This is a genomic window from Sphingomonas paludis, from assembly GCF_053502515.1.
Window position 1 is genome coordinate 1,460,630 of sequence record NZ_CP187558.1, and the last position, 15,486, is coordinate 1,476,115.

Annotated in this window: 15 protein-coding genes; 5 read left to right on the forward strand and 10 right to left on the reverse strand. The window is 65.0% G+C overall.

All coding sequences use genetic code 11. The features are described from left to right. Window positions 1–23: 23 nt before the first annotated feature. Window positions 24–1,049 carry a helix-turn-helix domain-containing protein gene (locus ACPVPU_RS07070; RefSeq protein WP_448660263.1) on the reverse strand — a complete coding sequence of 342 codons (1,026 nt, stop codon included), beginning with the start codon at window positions 1,047–1,049 and terminating at the stop codon, window positions 24–26. A 111-nt stretch (window positions 1,050–1,160) separates the two neighbouring features. Between ACPVPU_RS07070 and ACPVPU_RS07075 the strand changes: the two genes are divergently transcribed. Continuing rightward, window positions 1,161–2,189 (forward strand): helix-turn-helix domain-containing protein, encoded by a 1,029-nt coding sequence (locus tag ACPVPU_RS07075; protein ID WP_448660264.1) that lies wholly within the window; start codon window positions 1,161–1,163, stop codon window positions 2,187–2,189. A 24-nt stretch (window positions 2,190–2,213) separates the two neighbouring features. Here ACPVPU_RS07075 and purL read toward each other — a convergent pair whose 3' ends face one another. Next, window positions 2,214–4,418 carry a phosphoribosylformylglycinamidine synthase subunit PurL gene (gene purL / locus ACPVPU_RS07080; RefSeq protein WP_448660265.1) on the reverse strand — a complete coding sequence of 735 codons (2,205 nt, stop codon included), beginning with the start codon at window positions 4,416–4,418 and terminating at the stop codon, window positions 2,214–2,216. 102 nt (window positions 4,419–4,520) lie between these two features. Between purL and ACPVPU_RS07085 the strand changes: the two genes are divergently transcribed. Continuing rightward, window positions 4,521–4,904 (forward strand): hypothetical protein, encoded by a 384-nt coding sequence (locus ACPVPU_RS07085; RefSeq protein ID WP_448660266.1) that lies wholly within the window; start codon window positions 4,521–4,523, stop codon window positions 4,902–4,904. Between the two features lie 66 nt (window positions 4,905–4,970). Continuing rightward, window positions 4,971–5,399, forward strand: coding sequence for a PAS domain-containing protein (locus ACPVPU_RS07090; protein WP_448660267.1), 429 nt, complete (start codon window positions 4,971–4,973; stop codon window positions 5,397–5,399). Here the strand turns inward: ACPVPU_RS07090 and ACPVPU_RS07095 are convergent. The 6 genes from ACPVPU_RS07095 to aroQ all read right to left on the reverse strand — a co-directional run bounded on the left by ACPVPU_RS07095 (window position 5,368) and on the right by aroQ (window position 11,624). Continuing rightward, window positions 5,368–6,843: a phospholipase D-like domain-containing protein gene (locus ACPVPU_RS07095; RefSeq protein WP_448660268.1), complete on the reverse strand. Its 1,476-nt coding sequence runs from the start codon at window positions 6,841–6,843 to the stop codon at window positions 5,368–5,370. The genes ACPVPU_RS07090 and ACPVPU_RS07095 overlap by 32 nt on opposite strands. A gap of 9 nt (window positions 6,844–6,852) precedes the next feature. After that, on the reverse strand, window positions 6,853–7,209 hold the full coding sequence (arsC, locus tag ACPVPU_RS07100; RefSeq protein WP_448660269.1) for an arsenate reductase (glutaredoxin): 357 nt from the start codon (window positions 7,207–7,209) through the stop codon (window positions 6,853–6,855). A 69-nt stretch (window positions 7,210–7,278) separates the two neighbouring features. Then, window positions 7,279–9,234: a S9 family peptidase gene (locus ACPVPU_RS07105; RefSeq protein ID WP_448660270.1), complete on the reverse strand. Its 1,956-nt coding sequence runs from the start codon at window positions 9,232–9,234 to the stop codon at window positions 7,279–7,281. A gap of 56 nt (window positions 9,235–9,290) precedes the next feature. After that, window positions 9,291–10,664 carry an acetyl-CoA carboxylase biotin carboxylase subunit gene (gene accC, locus ACPVPU_RS07110; protein ID WP_448660271.1) on the reverse strand — a complete coding sequence of 458 codons (1,374 nt, stop codon included), beginning with the start codon at window positions 10,662–10,664 and terminating at the stop codon, window positions 9,291–9,293. A gap of 4 nt (window positions 10,665–10,668) precedes the next feature. After that, entirely contained in the window at window positions 10,669–11,145 is a 477-nt protein-coding gene (accB, locus tag ACPVPU_RS07115) for an acetyl-CoA carboxylase biotin carboxyl carrier protein (RefSeq protein WP_448660272.1), read from the reverse strand. A gap of 44 nt (window positions 11,146–11,189) precedes the next feature. Then, window positions 11,190–11,624: a type II 3-dehydroquinate dehydratase gene (gene aroQ / locus ACPVPU_RS07120; protein WP_448660273.1), complete on the reverse strand. Its 435-nt coding sequence runs from the start codon at window positions 11,622–11,624 to the stop codon at window positions 11,190–11,192. Between the two features lie 200 nt (window positions 11,625–11,824). Between aroQ and thiS the strand changes: the two genes are divergently transcribed. Beyond that, window positions 11,825–12,829 carry a sulfur carrier protein ThiS gene (gene thiS / locus ACPVPU_RS07125; RefSeq protein ID WP_448660274.1) on the forward strand — a complete coding sequence of 335 codons (1,005 nt, stop codon included), beginning with the start codon at window positions 11,825–11,827 and terminating at the stop codon, window positions 12,827–12,829. A gap of 90 nt (window positions 12,830–12,919) precedes the next feature. Then, the gene (gene galU, locus ACPVPU_RS07130) at window positions 12,920–13,792 is read left to right on the forward strand and encodes a UTP--glucose-1-phosphate uridylyltransferase GalU (protein ID WP_448660275.1); all 873 of its coding nucleotides are present in this window, start codon (window positions 12,920–12,922) and stop codon (window positions 13,790–13,792) included. Between the two features lie 9 nt (window positions 13,793–13,801). Here galU and ACPVPU_RS07135 read toward each other — a convergent pair whose 3' ends face one another. Both ACPVPU_RS07135 and map read right to left on the reverse strand, forming a co-directional pair. Further along, entirely contained in the window at window positions 13,802–14,608 is an 807-nt protein-coding gene (locus ACPVPU_RS07135; protein WP_448660276.1) for a metallophosphoesterase family protein, read from the reverse strand. Beyond that, window positions 14,609–15,433 carry a type I methionyl aminopeptidase gene (map, locus tag ACPVPU_RS07140; RefSeq protein WP_448660277.1) on the reverse strand — a complete coding sequence of 275 codons (825 nt, stop codon included), beginning with the start codon at window positions 15,431–15,433 and terminating at the stop codon, window positions 14,609–14,611. Between the last annotated feature and the right edge of the window lie 53 nt (window positions 15,434–15,486).

Sequence of the window (15,486 nt, forward strand, 5' to 3'; positions counted from 1 at the left end):
TTTGCGCCGCCGGGGCCGTCTGGCTAGTTCAGCTTTTCAATTGCCAGCCGGCACGCGGCCCGCATCTCGGCGATCAGCACCGCGTCGCCACTGTCCAACGGCACGGCGCGCCGATGCGCCTCGATGGTGCGCAGCAACTGGCGCGGCGGCTGGCCGGTCGCCTGGTTCAACGCACGGGCAAAGGTTCGTTCGCTGGTAAAGCCTGCGGTTCGGATCACCGGTTCCAGCGGGGCTTCGGGGGGCATGTCGGACAACAGCGACAGGCCAAGCACCGTCCTGCGCTGGCGGATATAGTTGGATACGCCGTCCAGCGATTCGAACCGGCGATACAGGCTGGCCCGCGAAAGCCCATGGTCCATGCCCAGCTGTTCGGGATTCAGCCGATGATCGCCCAGCCGCAGCTCGATGTCGACCAGCAGGCGGGCAGGGGGCGGGGCGACCGCATCCTTCCACCGTCGCCCGGCCGCGCCCCTGAGCAGCGCCAGCGTGCCGCGTTCCACCATGGCCCCGGCCGCATCGGTCAAATCCGTCAGCTCGGTCCCGATCGCCGCCAGATGATCGGCGATGACCGCGACAAGGGGGTCGTGGGCGGGCAAGGCGGTGGCATGGAGGCGGGAAACCGGGATCCCGGCGGCTGCCGCCAGCAATTGGGGGACCAGCACGATTGGGCAGGAGCGTGTGCTGCCCAAAACGAGCCTGAACGGCCGCATCAGATCGGCAAGGAAGACGCTGCCCGGAACCAGCGCTTCCTCCCCGCCGGTACCCGCAACCGTCGCGCCATCGGGAACCACCAGCAGCATCAAATGGTCGATCGGATAGGCCGCAATATGCGCCGGATCCCGTCCCAGGGTGCCGCCCCCTTCGATCCGGCCCGCCAGAGTCCGGCCGATCCGTCCGTAGCGGACCATGGCCGAGCCATCCTCGACCCCCACCGGGGTACGCAGGAACAGCGAATGGGCAGTGGCTGACTGGTTGCCGAAAACGGAGCGGTCGGCAGGTACGATGAACGCTGCACCGTCGCTTCGCCAATCCTGATCCGACCCCTTCATCCGCCGACCATAACCTATCTGGATTGTCAAAACGTCCCGCTGAATTGCCCAAATGTCTCACATGGTTGCCAATTTATTGACAGGCCGTGGCGGGCCGGTGACAGGTCAGTCATGGCTCTGCATCGGCCCCGACCCGGCGATCCGCTTCCGCTGATCCGGTTTTCCACGCATGATTTTCCCGAACGCGAACGGTTCGGTGCGTGGCAGACGGCAATGGCGCCGATGTTCGATCTGGGCCGACCATCGGCGGATCAGCCCTTTTCCGGCAGTGCGCATACCTGGCTGGCCGGGCCGCTCGCCTTTGGCGGCACCCGCGTCGATGCCATGGACTATGCTCGTGGCCGGGGCAGGATCCGGTCCGACATGCTGGATCATTTCCTGATCCGGCTGGATTTCACGCCGCGGCGGCCGGGCGGCATCATTCGCGTGATCGACCTTGGCCAGCCGATCGACCTGCCGCCCGAACCGATGCATTGCCTGTGCGTCTTCATTCCGCGCGACGTGATGCGTGCCTATGCTCCGGGGGCGGAGCGGTTGCACGGCCAGTTCGTCGACCATGCCCGCGCCCGGCTGTTCGGGGCACATCTGCACTCGCTGGACCGGCATTCGGCGCAGTTCACCGTGGCGGATCAGCAGGTGCTGGTCGCGTCGACCATGACGCTGTTGTCCGCCTGCCTGTTTCCCGACGCGCCGGTGGACCAGCATCGGCTGCAGGCACTGGATGCCAGCCTGTTCGACCGCGCCTGTTCACTGGTCGACGAACGGCTGGAGGAACCGGCGCTGGATGGGGAGATCGTGGCCAGGGCGCTGGGGTTGTCGCGCGCCGGATTGTACCGGCTGTTCGGCGGGATCGGCGGCGTGCAACGCTTCATCCGCGACCGCAGGCTGCGCCGCGCCCATATCCTGTTGTCCCAGGCGACGGACGGCAGCCGCATCAGCCAGATCGCCTATCTGATGGGCTATGACAGTGAAGCGAGCTTCACCCGCGCCTTTCGCCAGCGCTATGGCTATCCGCCCAGCGACATGATCGGGCTCGGCTCCGACTTGGTGGTCCGCACCAATGCGGCGCTGGTCGGGTCGCTGTCGCCGCCCAACCGCCAGGCCCTGTGGGGCGAATGGATGATGCAATTGGCGGGATAGCGTATCGGCCCCCGCCGCAAGCGATCAAGCCTGCATCAGCTTGGGAAAGAACCCTTCATGCGCGGATCGCAGGTCGGTCAGCGGCACGATCCAGTCGCCCTCGTCCAGTTCGAACACGATCCGGTCCTTGATCGTCCGGCCGAGCGGATCGGCGGGTACGTCCGCCTTGTGCGCCGCAGCCATGAAATCGGCGAGGCAGGTGTCGCAGATGGTGACCAGATACAGGCCCTGATCCTCGCCGAAGAAGCTGCCCGCCACGCCGAAGGGTTGGGGCTCGTTCACCAGCACGCCGATGTCGGACGCCAGCGCCATTTCCGCCAGCGCGACCGCGACGCCACCGTCGGACACGTCATGGCATGCCGTGATCCAGCCCCGGTCGATGCAGTCGCGGATGAAGTCGCCGGTGCGCTTTTCGGCTTTCAGATCGACGGGCGGCGGCGGCCCTTCCTCGCGGCCGTGAATCTCGCGCAGCCAGATCGACTGGCCCAGATGCCCGCCGCGTTCGCCGACCGCCAGCACGACGTCGCCGGTTTTCTTGAAGCCGATGGTCACCGATTTCGACCAGTCGGCCAGGATGCCGACGCCGCCGATGGCGGGGGTGGGCAGGATGGCCGATCCGCCGCCCGTCGCCTTGGATTCATTGTAGAGCGACACATTGCCCGACACGATCGGGAAATCGAGCGCGCGGCACGCTTCGCCCATGCCCTCCAGGCAGCCGACGATCTGGCCCATGATCTCTGGCCGCTGCGGATTGGCGAAGTTGAGGCAGTTGGTGACGGCCAGCGGGCGCGCGCCAACGGCGGTCAGGTTGCGCCACGCCTCGGCAATCGCCTGTTTCCCGCCCTCGACCGGATCGGCGAAGCAATAACGCGGCGTGCAATCGGTAGTCATCGCCAGCGCCTTGGTCGTCTCGTGCACCCGCACCACCGCTGCATCGCCGCCGGGGCGCTGCACCGTGTCCGCACCGACCATATGGTCGTACTGTTCCCAGATCCAGCGACGGCTGGCGATATCGGGCGATCCCATCAGGCGAATGAGGTCGATGCCGATATGCTGCGATTCCGGCACGTTCGCCAGTTCCGCCGGAGGCGGGGTGGGGACGTGCGGCCGGTCATACAGCGGTGCTTCGTCGGCCAGCGGCGCAAGTGGGATGTCCGCCACCGTCTCGCCCTGCCATTTCAGCACCATGCGGCCGGTATCCGTCACCGTGCCGATCACCGCGAAATCCAGTTCCCATTTGGTGAAGATCGCCTCTGCCTCCGCCTCGCGGCCGGGCTTCAGCACCATCAGCATCCGTTCCTGCGATTCCGACAGCATCATTTCATAGGGCGTCATGCCCGTTTCGCGCTGAGGCACCGCATCCATGATCAGTTCGATGCCGACCCCGCCCTTGGACGCCATCTCGACGCTGGAGGAGGTGAGGCCAGCCGCGCCCATATCCTGAATGGCGACGATGGCGTCCGATGCCATCAGTTCCAGACACGCCTCGATCAGCAGCTTTTCGGTGAACGGGTCGCCGACCTGCACGGTCGGGCGCTTCTCGTCGGACTTTTCGTCGAAGTCCGCGCTGGCCATGGTCGCGCCGTGGATGCCGTCGCGCCCGGTTTTCGACCCGACATAGACCACCGGATTGCCGATCCCGGCGGCGGCACTGTAGAAAATCTTGTCCGTCTGCGCGACCCCCACGGTCATTGCGTTGACCAGGATGTTGCCATCATAGGCCTTGTGGAAATTCACCTCGCCGCCGACGGTCGGCACGCCGACGCAATTGCCGTATCCGCCGATGCCATGGACGACGCCGGAAATCAGGTGCTTCATCTTCGGATGATCGGGCCGGCCGAAGCGCAGCGCGTTCATGTTGGCGATGGGCCGCGCCCCCATGGTGAATACGTCGCGCAGGATACCGCCCACGCCCGTCGCCGCGCCCTGATAGGGTTCGATATAGCTGGGGTGGTTGTGGCTCTCCATCTTGAAGATCGCCGCCTGGCCGTCGCCGATATCGATGACGCCCGCATTCTCGCCGGGACCGCAGATGACCCAGGGCGCCTCGGTGGGCAGCTTCTTCAGGTGGATGCGGCTGGATTTATAGCTGCAATGTTCCGACCACATCACCGAAAAGATGCCGAGTTCGGTCAGGTTCGGCTCCCGCCCCAGCGCGTGCAGCACACGGGCATATTCTTCGGTGGACAGGCCATGTTCGGCGATGATTTCGGGCGTGATCGCAGTCATGACCGGTGCCTTTAACGGCGGCGGCGATGGCCCGCTAGTCCGCCAATGGAGCAAAAGCCCGGCCCCACCCGTTTTGTCGGCGGATCGATCAGGAGAAATGCGATGTGGATGGCCTTGCTTGCACTGGTTCAGGCCGCGACCGGCCCGCAACTGACCGGCGATTTCAACCGCGACGGCGTGGATGACCGTGCCTATTTCGTCTCTGCCCCCGGCAGAGTGGATCTGATCATGCAATCGGGGGTCGACGATGCAGCACCGATGACGATGCTCAGCATGGCCGATCCGGGGGATCGCCGCTTCTGGGTGGCCCGCCCTGGACGTTATCGGACGGCATGTCCTGACATGGCAGCCGACGACGGCGACCCGTGCCGGGCGGAGCGGATCGTGCTGACGGGGCCGACCGTCGCCTATGGCATCCAGGGGGGCGAGATGACGGCGCTGATCTGGAACGGCGCCGGCTTCGACGCGGTCGATTTGATCCGCTGACAAGCGCTTGCTTAACCCGATGTTGATGCGCAATAGCCATTTGTGCGGGACGGAGGGAGTGGCCGGATGTTCGCTATCGCCAAGCGGTTATGGATACGTCACCAGCCCGATCCGGGTATGGGTGCGGCGCCCGTGATCGCGCCCGCCCGGCCGGCGCCGTTGCCGGGGCGCTGGCAGTGCGATCTGGCGGACGACGGCCTGACATGGTCGCCGGGCGTGTTCGAATTGTTCGGCATCCCGCGCGGCGCGCGACTGGACCGGCGCGAAATCGTCACCCAGTTCGTCGACGAGTCCCGCGACCTTCTGGATCGGCTGCGGACCAATGCCATCGCCAATGCGGAAAGCTTTACGTTCGACGCCAGCATCCGCCGGCTGGACGGGGAGCAGCGCTGGGTTCGGATCACTGCGGACGTCGTGGTAAAGGGGAGGCGGGTCACCCATCTTTACGGTCAGAAACTGGACATCACCGCCGACGTCGGCTCAGTCGCCGCCTGATCCGGGAAATCAGGCTGCGGCGCTTGCCCAGCGGCTCGAACATCGCCCCCGGACCCTCCGGGTCCAGGATCTGATTGTCGGCCAGCCAGATTTTCGCATCGGTCATTTCCGGCATCTGAAACGGCATCAACCGACGGCCATTGTCCGATTCGAGCGATTCGATCGCGGCGACCAGCGATCCGTGGTCGTGCATCGCCCGCGCGACGGTTTCGGCATCGGTGCCGCAATGTTCGGCGATCAGGTCGTTCCGGACCGCTGCGATGGTGCTGAATTCATCCTCGTTCCCGCTGCGATTGGCATCGATCGTCACGTCGCATTCGCTATCCAGGCGCATGGAGCGGTTGTTGAAGTTCGATGATCCGATGCGCAGGATCGCATCGTCCACCACCACCACCTTGGCATGGACATAGATTGGCTGGCCGCCCGCCGTCACGGGATGATAGAGCCGCAGCCGTCCATGGCGGTCATGTCGCATCAGTTCGGCCATGATCAGCGCCCGGGCGCTGTCCATCGCAATCGGTTCCAGCCACCCCTCTGCCGTCACCGGATTGACGATGACGAATTCCGGCCCGTCCGGTTCGTCCAGCCGCCGGGCAATCGCCTCTGCCACCACGCGCGATGCGAAATACTGGCTTTCGGCATAGATGAACCGCTGCGCCGATCCGACCAGATCGACATAGAGCTGTTCGATCTCATGCACCCCGGCTTCGTCGCCCAGTGCCGGGATGGTGCGAGAAACCGCCAGTTCGACATCGGTGAACTGCACTGGAAGGTCGTCCAGCCAGGCAGGGTCGGCGGCCGGCGGTGCGCCGATCGACTGGCCCCCGGCGCGATGCCAGCGTTCGCGCCCAAGATCGCCCAGCGCCGCCGCTGCCTGACCCGACAACGCGGTCGTCACGTCATGCCACGGGCCATAGGGCGTCCCGTTCGGTTCCAGCCGCAGCGGCTGTTCGTCCAGATGCTCGCGCGTGTCCCACCGGTCGACGGTCATGTCGATGCCGCCGCAAAAGGCGATCCGGTCATCGACCACCAGGATCTTCTGATGGTGCGATCCCGCCGGAGGATGCGCGTGATCCAGTTTCAGGTGGATGCGCGGGTGCCGCCACCACCGCGCCATCGTTATCACCGTGGTCGGCTGGAACAGGCTTTTGATCGCGCCGGTATCCCAGCGCAGGATATGGACATGCAGTTTCGGGTTGTGCCGGACCAGCCAGTCGATCAGCTGGCCGATGGCCGCCGGGGCACCGTCCTGCGGCTCGTGCACCAGTCGGATGCGGGCATCGAAGTCCCAGCCGATCAACAGGATCTGGTGCTCCGCCCCCATCATCGCTTCACGCGCGCGGGCGAAATAATCCTCTGCATCGACAATGACCGTCGCCTGATGCGCGGTGGCCAGTCGCCAGCAATTGCGACCGGGTTCCAGGGAAAAGCGCGAATCGGCCATGATTGGCCCCTACAGGATTTCGTGCACCACGTCCTGCGGCCGGCACAGGCGAACGCCCCGATCGGTTTCGACCAGCGGACGCTCGATCAGTACCGGGTGCGCCATCATGGCGTCCAGCACCTGTTGGTCGTCAGCGTCGACGAGCTCCAGCGCGGCAAACAGTTCGGCGGCGGGGCCGTTCCGGGTGCGGAGCCCCTGGCGTGGCGTCATCCCGGCCCGCGCGTAAAGAGCCTTAAGCTGGTCGCGCGTCGGCGGGGTCTTGAGATACTCGATGATCATCACCTCGACACCGGGTGTCTCCTCAAGGATCGCCAGCGTCTTGCGCGACGTCCCGCAAGCAGGATTGTGCCAGATGGTCGCCTTCATCTCCGTTCCCTGACTGATATGGTGACAGGCGCTATCTCCCGGTCGTGCATGATTGCCGACCGGACACGTTCAGCGCGCCGGGGCGCCCTTCAGATACCGGTCGAACCAGGCGATGGTCCGGCTCAGGCTGTCGATCTGGTTTTCCCGCTTGGCAAAGCCATGGCCTTCGGCGGCATAGAATACCACGTCGTTCGGCGTGCCCTTGGCCTTCAGAATATCGGCAACCTCCTGCGCCTGTCCGCGCGGCACGCGAATGTCGTTTTCGCCCTGCAGCGACAGGAGCGGCGCCTTGATATCCTTGATGAAGGTCATCGGCGAAGTCGCTGTATAGACGCCCTTATCCTTGACCGGATCGCCCAGCAGCGAGACGATATATTCGCGCAGCAGCGGGTCCGCCTGTTCGTACATGCTGAACCAGTTGATGATGCCGAACAGCTGGACGCCAGCCGCGAACTCGTCTGGCGTCTTGGCCACGGCCATCAGCGTCATGAACCCGCCATAGGATCCGCCGGTGATGCCGACCTTTTTCGGGTTCACATAGCCGCTGTCGACCAGGAACTGCTTGCCGGCGATCACGTCGTTGAGGTCGCCGCCGCCCAGGTCCTGATAATTGGCGGTCTGAAACGCCTGTCCATAGCCGGTCGAGCCGCGCACATTGGGTTGCAGGACGATATAGCCGCGGCTGGCGAGCGCGGTCGCGGTGCGGTTGAAGCCGTCCTGGCTCTGCCCGGTCGGGCCGCCATGGGGCAGCAGGATCGCCGGGTTGCTGCTGTCGCGCTTCAGGTTGAACGGCATGGTCACGATCCCGCTGACCAGCGTGCCGTCGAAGCTCTTATAGGTCACGATCTCCGATTTCGGCAGGTTGGCGGGCGTCAGGCTGGCCAGGCCCAGCGCCGTGACCGGCGTCGGCTGGCCCGATACAGCGTCGACGATGTGCAGGTCCGCCGTGGTGTCCGCCCCCGAATGGATCGCCAGCAACCGGCGGCCGTCCGGCGAAAACGGCGTCTCTCCCCCGGTCAGGCCATTGAGGCCCGGCGGCAGGGCCAGCGGCCGTTCGGCGAGCGTCGCCACGTCGACCAGCGACACCATGGATCGACCATCCTCGACCGTGCGGACGGTCATCGTCCGGCCATCCGGGCTGAACCCGCCAGAAGACTGAGCCCAGGGCGTCGGTTTCAGCGCGCGCCACCGTTTGGTTGCCACCTCATACAGGGCGGCACGAAGCTGGCCGGTGCCGTCATTGGTGGTCACCGCGATCAGCCTGCCGTCCGGCGATACGTCGGTCGCCTCGAAAATCGTCCTGGCCTTGCCCAGGATCAGCGTCGCCTTGCCGCTGGGCACGTCCACCCGCCAGACCTCTGCCATGGTCGAATCGCTGTTTTCGCGGACTGCGATGATCGCCTTGCCGCCCTCGATCCAGGCGGTGGGGGACCAGCGGAGCTGCGGGTCGCTTTCCTTGACCAGCGGTGTCGTCTTGCCGGTCGTCAGGTCGAACAGCGCCAGATTGACCTGACCCTCGCTTTTCAGCTTGGTCGACATCACCGCCGTCCGCCCGTCCGGACCGATCAGCGGCGTCGTCTCGCGCAGGTCCGGCGTGTTGGTCAGGTTGCGCACCGCACCGCCCTGGGTGGGCACGGCATAGACGTCATATTGCTCGTTCCCGCCCTGGTCCTGCAGGAAATAGAGCAGCTTGCCATCGGGCGACGGGATCAGCCCCGACTGGGCATCGTCGGACCGGGTCAACTGCACCGGCCAGCCGCCCGTCGCCGGAATCTTCCAGATATTGTTGCGGCCGGTCAGGCTGGTGACGAGATAGATTTCCTTGCCGTCGCGGCTCCAAGAGGTCGCGCCCAGCGTGCGGGAATAGGCGAGGTCCTCGACCGGCACCGGCTGGGCATCGGCGTTCGACGGGCTTTGCAGGGCACGCGGATCAGTGACCGGGCGCTCCGGCGAAGCGATCTGCGCGACGGCCGGTGCGGCCGCGAACAGGAACGCGGCCGACGCCGCAAGCATGGATAGACGCATGACTTTCCCCCTGACACTTCGATGCAATGTCAGGGGTATGGCACGGCCCCCACGCCTCAGGAAGCGGTTTCGCCGCCCCCGTCAGCGTCGCGCGCAAGCCATTCCTCTAGCCATTTGATGGTATAATCGCCCGACTGGAAATCCGGCTGTTCGATCAGGCGCTGGTGCAGCGGGATCGTGGTCTTGATCCCCTCGACCACGAATTCTTCCAGCGCGCGCTTCAGCCGCAGGATGCATCCTTCGCGCGTGCGGCCATAGACGATCAGCTTGGCGATCATCGAATCGTAATAGGGCGGCATCCGGTATCCGGCATACAGGCCGCTATCGACACGGACGTGCATCCCGCCGGGGGCGTGGAAATAGCTGACCAGACCCGGAGAGGGGACGAAGGTGCGCGCATCCTCTGCATTGATACGGCATTCGATGGCGTGGCCGCGAAATTCCAGCTTGTCCTGCGTCACCGACAAGGGCTGGCCCTCTGCAACGCGGATCTGTTCGCGGATCAGGTCGACGCCGGTGATCGCCTCGGTCACCGGATGCTCCACCTGGATCCGGGTGTTCATCTCGATGAAGTAGAACTCGCCATTTTCCCACAGGAACTCGATGGTGCCCGCGCCGCGATAGCCCATATCGGCCATCGCCTTGGCACAGATCGCGCCCATCCGTTCGCGGTCGGCCTGGCCCAGCACGGGGGAGGGGGCTTCCTCCAGCACCTTCTGGTGGCGGCGCTGCAGCGAACAGTCGCGCTCGCCCAGGTGGATGGCGTTGCCGTTGCCGTCGCCGAACACCTGAAATTCGATGTGGCGCGGATTGCCGAGATATTTTTCGATATAGACGGTTGCGTCGCCGAACGCGGCCTTCGCCTCCGACCCGGCCTGCTGCATCAATGTTTCGAGTTGATCCTCGCTCTCGCACACCTTCATGCCGCGACCGCCGCCGCCGGACGCCGCCTTGATGATCACGGGATAGCCCGCGCGCGCGGCGATCTCCCGCGCCTCCGCCACATCGCTGACCGCGCCGTCGGATCCGGGCACCAGCGGCAGGCCCAGCGCACCGGCCGTGCGCTTTGCCTCGATCTTGTCGCCCATGATGCGGATATGTTCAGGCTTCGGCCCGACGAAGATCAGGTTATGCAGTTCCACGATCTCGGCGAACTTGGCGTTTTCCGACAGGAAGCCATAGCCGGGATGGATCGCATCCGCGCCGGAAACCTCGGCCGCGGAAATGATGTTGGGGATGTTGAGATAGCTGTCCTTGGCCGCAGGCGGGCCGATGCAGATCGCCTCGTCCGCTAGGCGGACATGCATCGCGTCTGCATCGGCGGTCGAATGCACCGCCACGGTCTTGATGCCCATTTCATGACAGGCACGGTGGATGCGCAGCGCGATTTCGCCGCGATTGGCGATCAGCAGCTTGTTGATCTTGCCCATCGGATCACTCGATGACGACGAGCGGCTGGTCGAACTCGACCGGCTGGCCGCTTTCCACCAGAATGGCCTTGACCGTCCCGCTGTTCGGCGCGGAGATGCGGTTCATCACCTTCATCGCCTCGATGATCAGGATGGTATCGCCCTCGCTGACCGTCTGACCCACTGCGATGAACGGCTTGGCGCCCGGTTCCGCGGTCAGATAGGCGGTACCGACCATGGGCGATTTGACCGCGTTGGTGGCCGACGGGGCGGCCGGGGCACCCGCAGGCGCCGCTACAACCGGTGCCGGTGCCGCAGTTGCGACCTGCATGGCGACCGGTGCAGCCGCCGCGACCTGCAACTGTCGGGCGACGCGAACCTTGCGATCGCCTTCCTCGACTTCGATCTCGCTCAGGCCGGTTTCATCCAGCACGGTGGCCAATGCGCGTACCAGATCGACATCGACCTGCATCGCGCTGCCTGTTTTGTTTTCTTCGCTCATCGACCCCTCGAAGCGTGAATGACAATAATATGGCAGTGTCTCTGTCAGAACCGGGCAGCGGCTTCAAGCGCAAGCAGATAGGACAGGGCGCCGAAACCGGCGATCGTCCCCTTTGCCGCCTGTCCCACCAGGCTGACATGACGAAAGGATTCCCGCCGGTGCGGATTGGACAGATGCACCTCGATCACCGGCGTGCGGATGCCCTTGATCGCATCGTGCAGCGCCACGGAAGTATGGGTGAAAGCACCGGCGTTCAGCAGCACGGCAAGGGCGTCCGATGCCTGCGCCTCGTGCAGCCAGTCGACCAGATGCCCTTCATGGTTGGACTGACGCAGATCGACGGTCAGACCCAGTTCGCGCCCGCGATCCTCCAGCATCCCGGCGATGTCGTCCAGGGTTTCCGACCCGTAAATCGCCGGCTCGCGCGTGCCGAGCAGATTGAGGTTCGGTCCGTTCAGCACATAAACGATCTGGCTCATGATGATGCGCTTTCTGAATGGGAAGCCACGCCATGACGCGGGCGGCGATGCAGGACAAGGTGATCGTCAAAATCTATCGGCGGGCCACGGTTTTTGCCTGTTCGTCAATATCGCGCCCCGATTGAACCTGTCCCGCCTACACGAAGCGGCTGGACATCGCCAGCCGCGTTCCTAAGTGCCACCGCATAGCGAGGACAGACATGACCCATATCGACGGCACCGTGACCATCACCCTGAACGGCGAACATCGCCGCGTGCGCGCCGGCATCAGCATCGCCGAACTGGCGGCGGAGATTGGCCTGGCGCCGGAAAAGGTGGCGGTGGAGCGCAATCTGGAAATCGTGCCGCGGTCGACGCTGGCCGATGTGCGGGTCGAGGATGGCGACGAGCTGGAGATCGTGCATTTCGTCGGCGGTGGCGATCATCAGCCGGTGGCGGAGGACAGCTGGACGGTGGCGGGTCGCACCTTTCGATCGCGCCTGATCGTCGGCACCGGCAAGTACCGGGACTTTGCCCAGAACGCAGCGGCGGTCGAGGCATCGGGTGCCGAGATCGTGACCGTGGCGGTGCGGCGGGTCAACGTGTCCGACCCGAAGGCACCGATGCTGACCGACTATATCGACCCCAAAAAGGTCACCTATCTGCCCAACACCGCCGGGTGCTTCGACGCCGAAAGCGCCATCCGCACGCTTCGCCTGGCGCGCGAGGCGGGGGGATGGGACCTGGTCAAGCTGGAGGTGCTGGGCGAGGCACGGACCCTCTATCCCAACATGGTCGAAACGCTGCGCGCGACGGAGGTGCTGGCCAAGGAGGGGTTCCTGCCCATGGTCTATTGCACCGACGATCCCATCGCCGCGCAGCAGTTGGAAAATGCCGGCGCCGTCGCCATCATGCCGCTGGGCGCACCGATCGGATCGGGGCTGGGCATCCAGAACCGGGTGACCATCCGCCTGATCGTCGAGGGGGCAAAGGTGCCGGTGCTGGTCGATGCCGGGGTCGGTACCGCGTCCGATGCGGCGGTGGCGATGGAACTGGGCTGCGACGGCGTGCTGATGAACACCGCAATCGCAGAGGCAAAAGACCCGGTGATGATGGCCCGATCGATGAAGCTGGCGGTCGAAAGCGGTCGCTTGTCCTATCGTGCTGGGCGGATGGGCCAGCGCCGCTATGCCGACCCATCCAGCCCGCTGGCGGGGCTAATCTGATCGGCCTGGCGCTTCGCGCCCGGTTGCGTTGCGCTGCAATTTTCGCCAAACGCCCGCCGGGGCACGTTTGCGCAACAAGGGGACATCAGCATGAGCCATAAACCGATCCGCAAGGCGGTCTTTCCGGTCGCTGGCCTTGGCACCCGCTTTCTGCCCGCGACCAAGGCGATGCCGAAGGAAATGCTGACGGTCGTCGATCGGCCGCTGATCCAGTATGTCGTCAACGAAGCGCTGGAAGCCGGGATCGAGGAACTGATCTTTGTCACCGGGCGCGGCAAGGGCAGCCTGGAGGATTACTTCGACATCGGGTTCGAGCTGGAAACCACGATGCAGGCGCGCGGCAAGTCACTGGACGTGCTGGCGCCGACCCGGATCAAGCACGGCAATCTGGTATCCATTCGGCAACAGGAGCCGCTGGGGCTGGGCCATGCGGTCTGGTGCGCCCGGCATGTCGTGGGCGACGAGCCATTTGCGGTGCTGCTCCCCGACGAACTGATGATCGGCCAGCCCGGATGCCTGGCGCAGATGGTCGATGCCTATCACAAGGTCGGTGGCAATCTGGTCGCGGCGCTGGAAGTGCCGGCGGACCAGACCCACAAATATGGCGTCATCGATCCCGGCACGACCGACGGCCCGCTGACCGAGATCAAGGGTCTGGTGGAAAAGCCCGCCGCCGGCACCGCGCCGTCCAACCTGATGCTGCCGGGCCGCTACATCCTGCAGCCCGAGGTGATGCAGGCGCTGGAGGCGCATGAAACCGGCGCTGGCGGAGAGATCCAGCTGACCGACGCCATGGCCAAGATGATCGGGGTCCAGCCGTTCCACGGCTTTACCTTTGACGGCGTTCGCCATGATTGCGGCGACAAGGCGGGATGGCTGCAGGCGAACATCGCGCTGGGTTTCGAGCGCGAGGATATCGGGCCGCAGGTCCGTGCCTATGCCGCCGGGCTGCTGAACGGCTGATCCGGGCGGTCAGCGTTCGCCGACCAACCCCGCGACATCGACGATCCGGCGATCCGCGCCTTCCAGTGCTAGCGCGGTGAGCCGTCCGCTGGCATAGGCTCCGGTATCGATCCCGATGCGGCTGTGCATCCAGTCCACCGACTCGGTGATGCTGTGCCCATGGACGATGATCCGCGGCAGCGCGTGGCGATGGTTCAGGAACGTCCCCCGAATCCACCGCAGATCAGAGATTTTCTGATCGGTCAGATCGCGGGCCGGATCGATGCCCGCATGGACAAAGGCATAATCGCCCATCTCGATCATGTCCTCGCACTGTTCCAGGAACGCGCGGTGCGATGCCGGAACGGCTGAGGCAAATGCGGCGTGCAGGTCGTCCCAATCGGCCTTGGCGATCATTTCGGCGGTGACGCCGTAGCTGTGCATCGTCGTCCGCCCGCCGATCCGGTCGAACAGGCGAAGCGATTCGCGGTTGCCGGCCAGCGCCATCAGCATCACTTCCTCGTGATTGCCGATCAGCGCCCGGACGTCTTCGGGCGACGTTGCTTTCAACGCCATGACTCGCTCGACGACCTGCGCCGAATCCGGCCCGCGATCGATCAGGTCGCCCAGAAAGATCAGGATGCGCCGGGCCGGTTCACGCCCGGCATGATCCTGATCGATCCGTTCCAGCAGGGCATCGAGCAGGTCGAGCCGCCCGTGAATATCCCCGATCGCATAGACCCGGCGCCCGTCCGGCACTCGGCCGGGACGGGTTGCCGGTTGATCGGCGGCACGCTTGAACAGGCGGGAAAAGACCACGATCGTTACCTCGGCCAATCAATAGGGCGGCTTGTGCAGGCCCCGGGCGCTGAGGGTGAAGATTTCGCATCCGGTTTCGGTGATGCCGATGGAATGTTCGAACTGGGCCGACAGCGAACGGTCGCGCGTCACTGCCGTCCAGCCGTCCTCCAGCAGTTTGACGTCAGGACGACCGATGTTGATCATTGGTTCGATGGTGAAGAACATGCCGGGGCGCAATTCCGGACCCGTACCCGGACGCCCGACATGCACCACTTCCGGCGCATCGTGAAACAGCCGTCCCAGCCCGTGTCCGCAGAAATCGCGGACGACGCCGTATCGATGCGCTTCCGCATGGCGCTGAATGGCGTGGGCGACATCGCCCAGCGTGTTGCCGGGCCGCGCCTGTTCGATGCCCAGCATCAGGCATTCGTGCGTCACCTCGACCAGCCGCCGGGCCTTTAGCGGGACGTCGCCGACCAGATACATCCGGCTGGTATCGCCGTGCCATCCGTCCAGCAGTGGCGTGACGTCGATATTGACGATGTCGCCGTCTTTCAGCACCCGGTCCCCCGGGATGCCGTGACAGACGACATGATTGATCGAAATGCAGCAGCTGTGCGTGTACCCACGATAGCCGAGAGTCGCGGGCACCGATCCGCCGTCCAGCATGGCCCGGCGCACCATCGCGTCCAGCTCTCCGGTGGTCACGCCCGGCACGACATGCGGCACCAGCATGTCAAGGATATCGGCTGCCAAGCGGCCTGCCGCGCGCATCCCGGCAAACCCCGCCTCGTCATGCAGCTTGATCGCGTTGCTGCGGGTCATCGGCAGATCGGCGGTTGCGGAAACATAGGTCGTCATGCCGATCACATAGCGACCTGGGGCCGTATTTGCGAGAGGGGGCGGGCACGCTA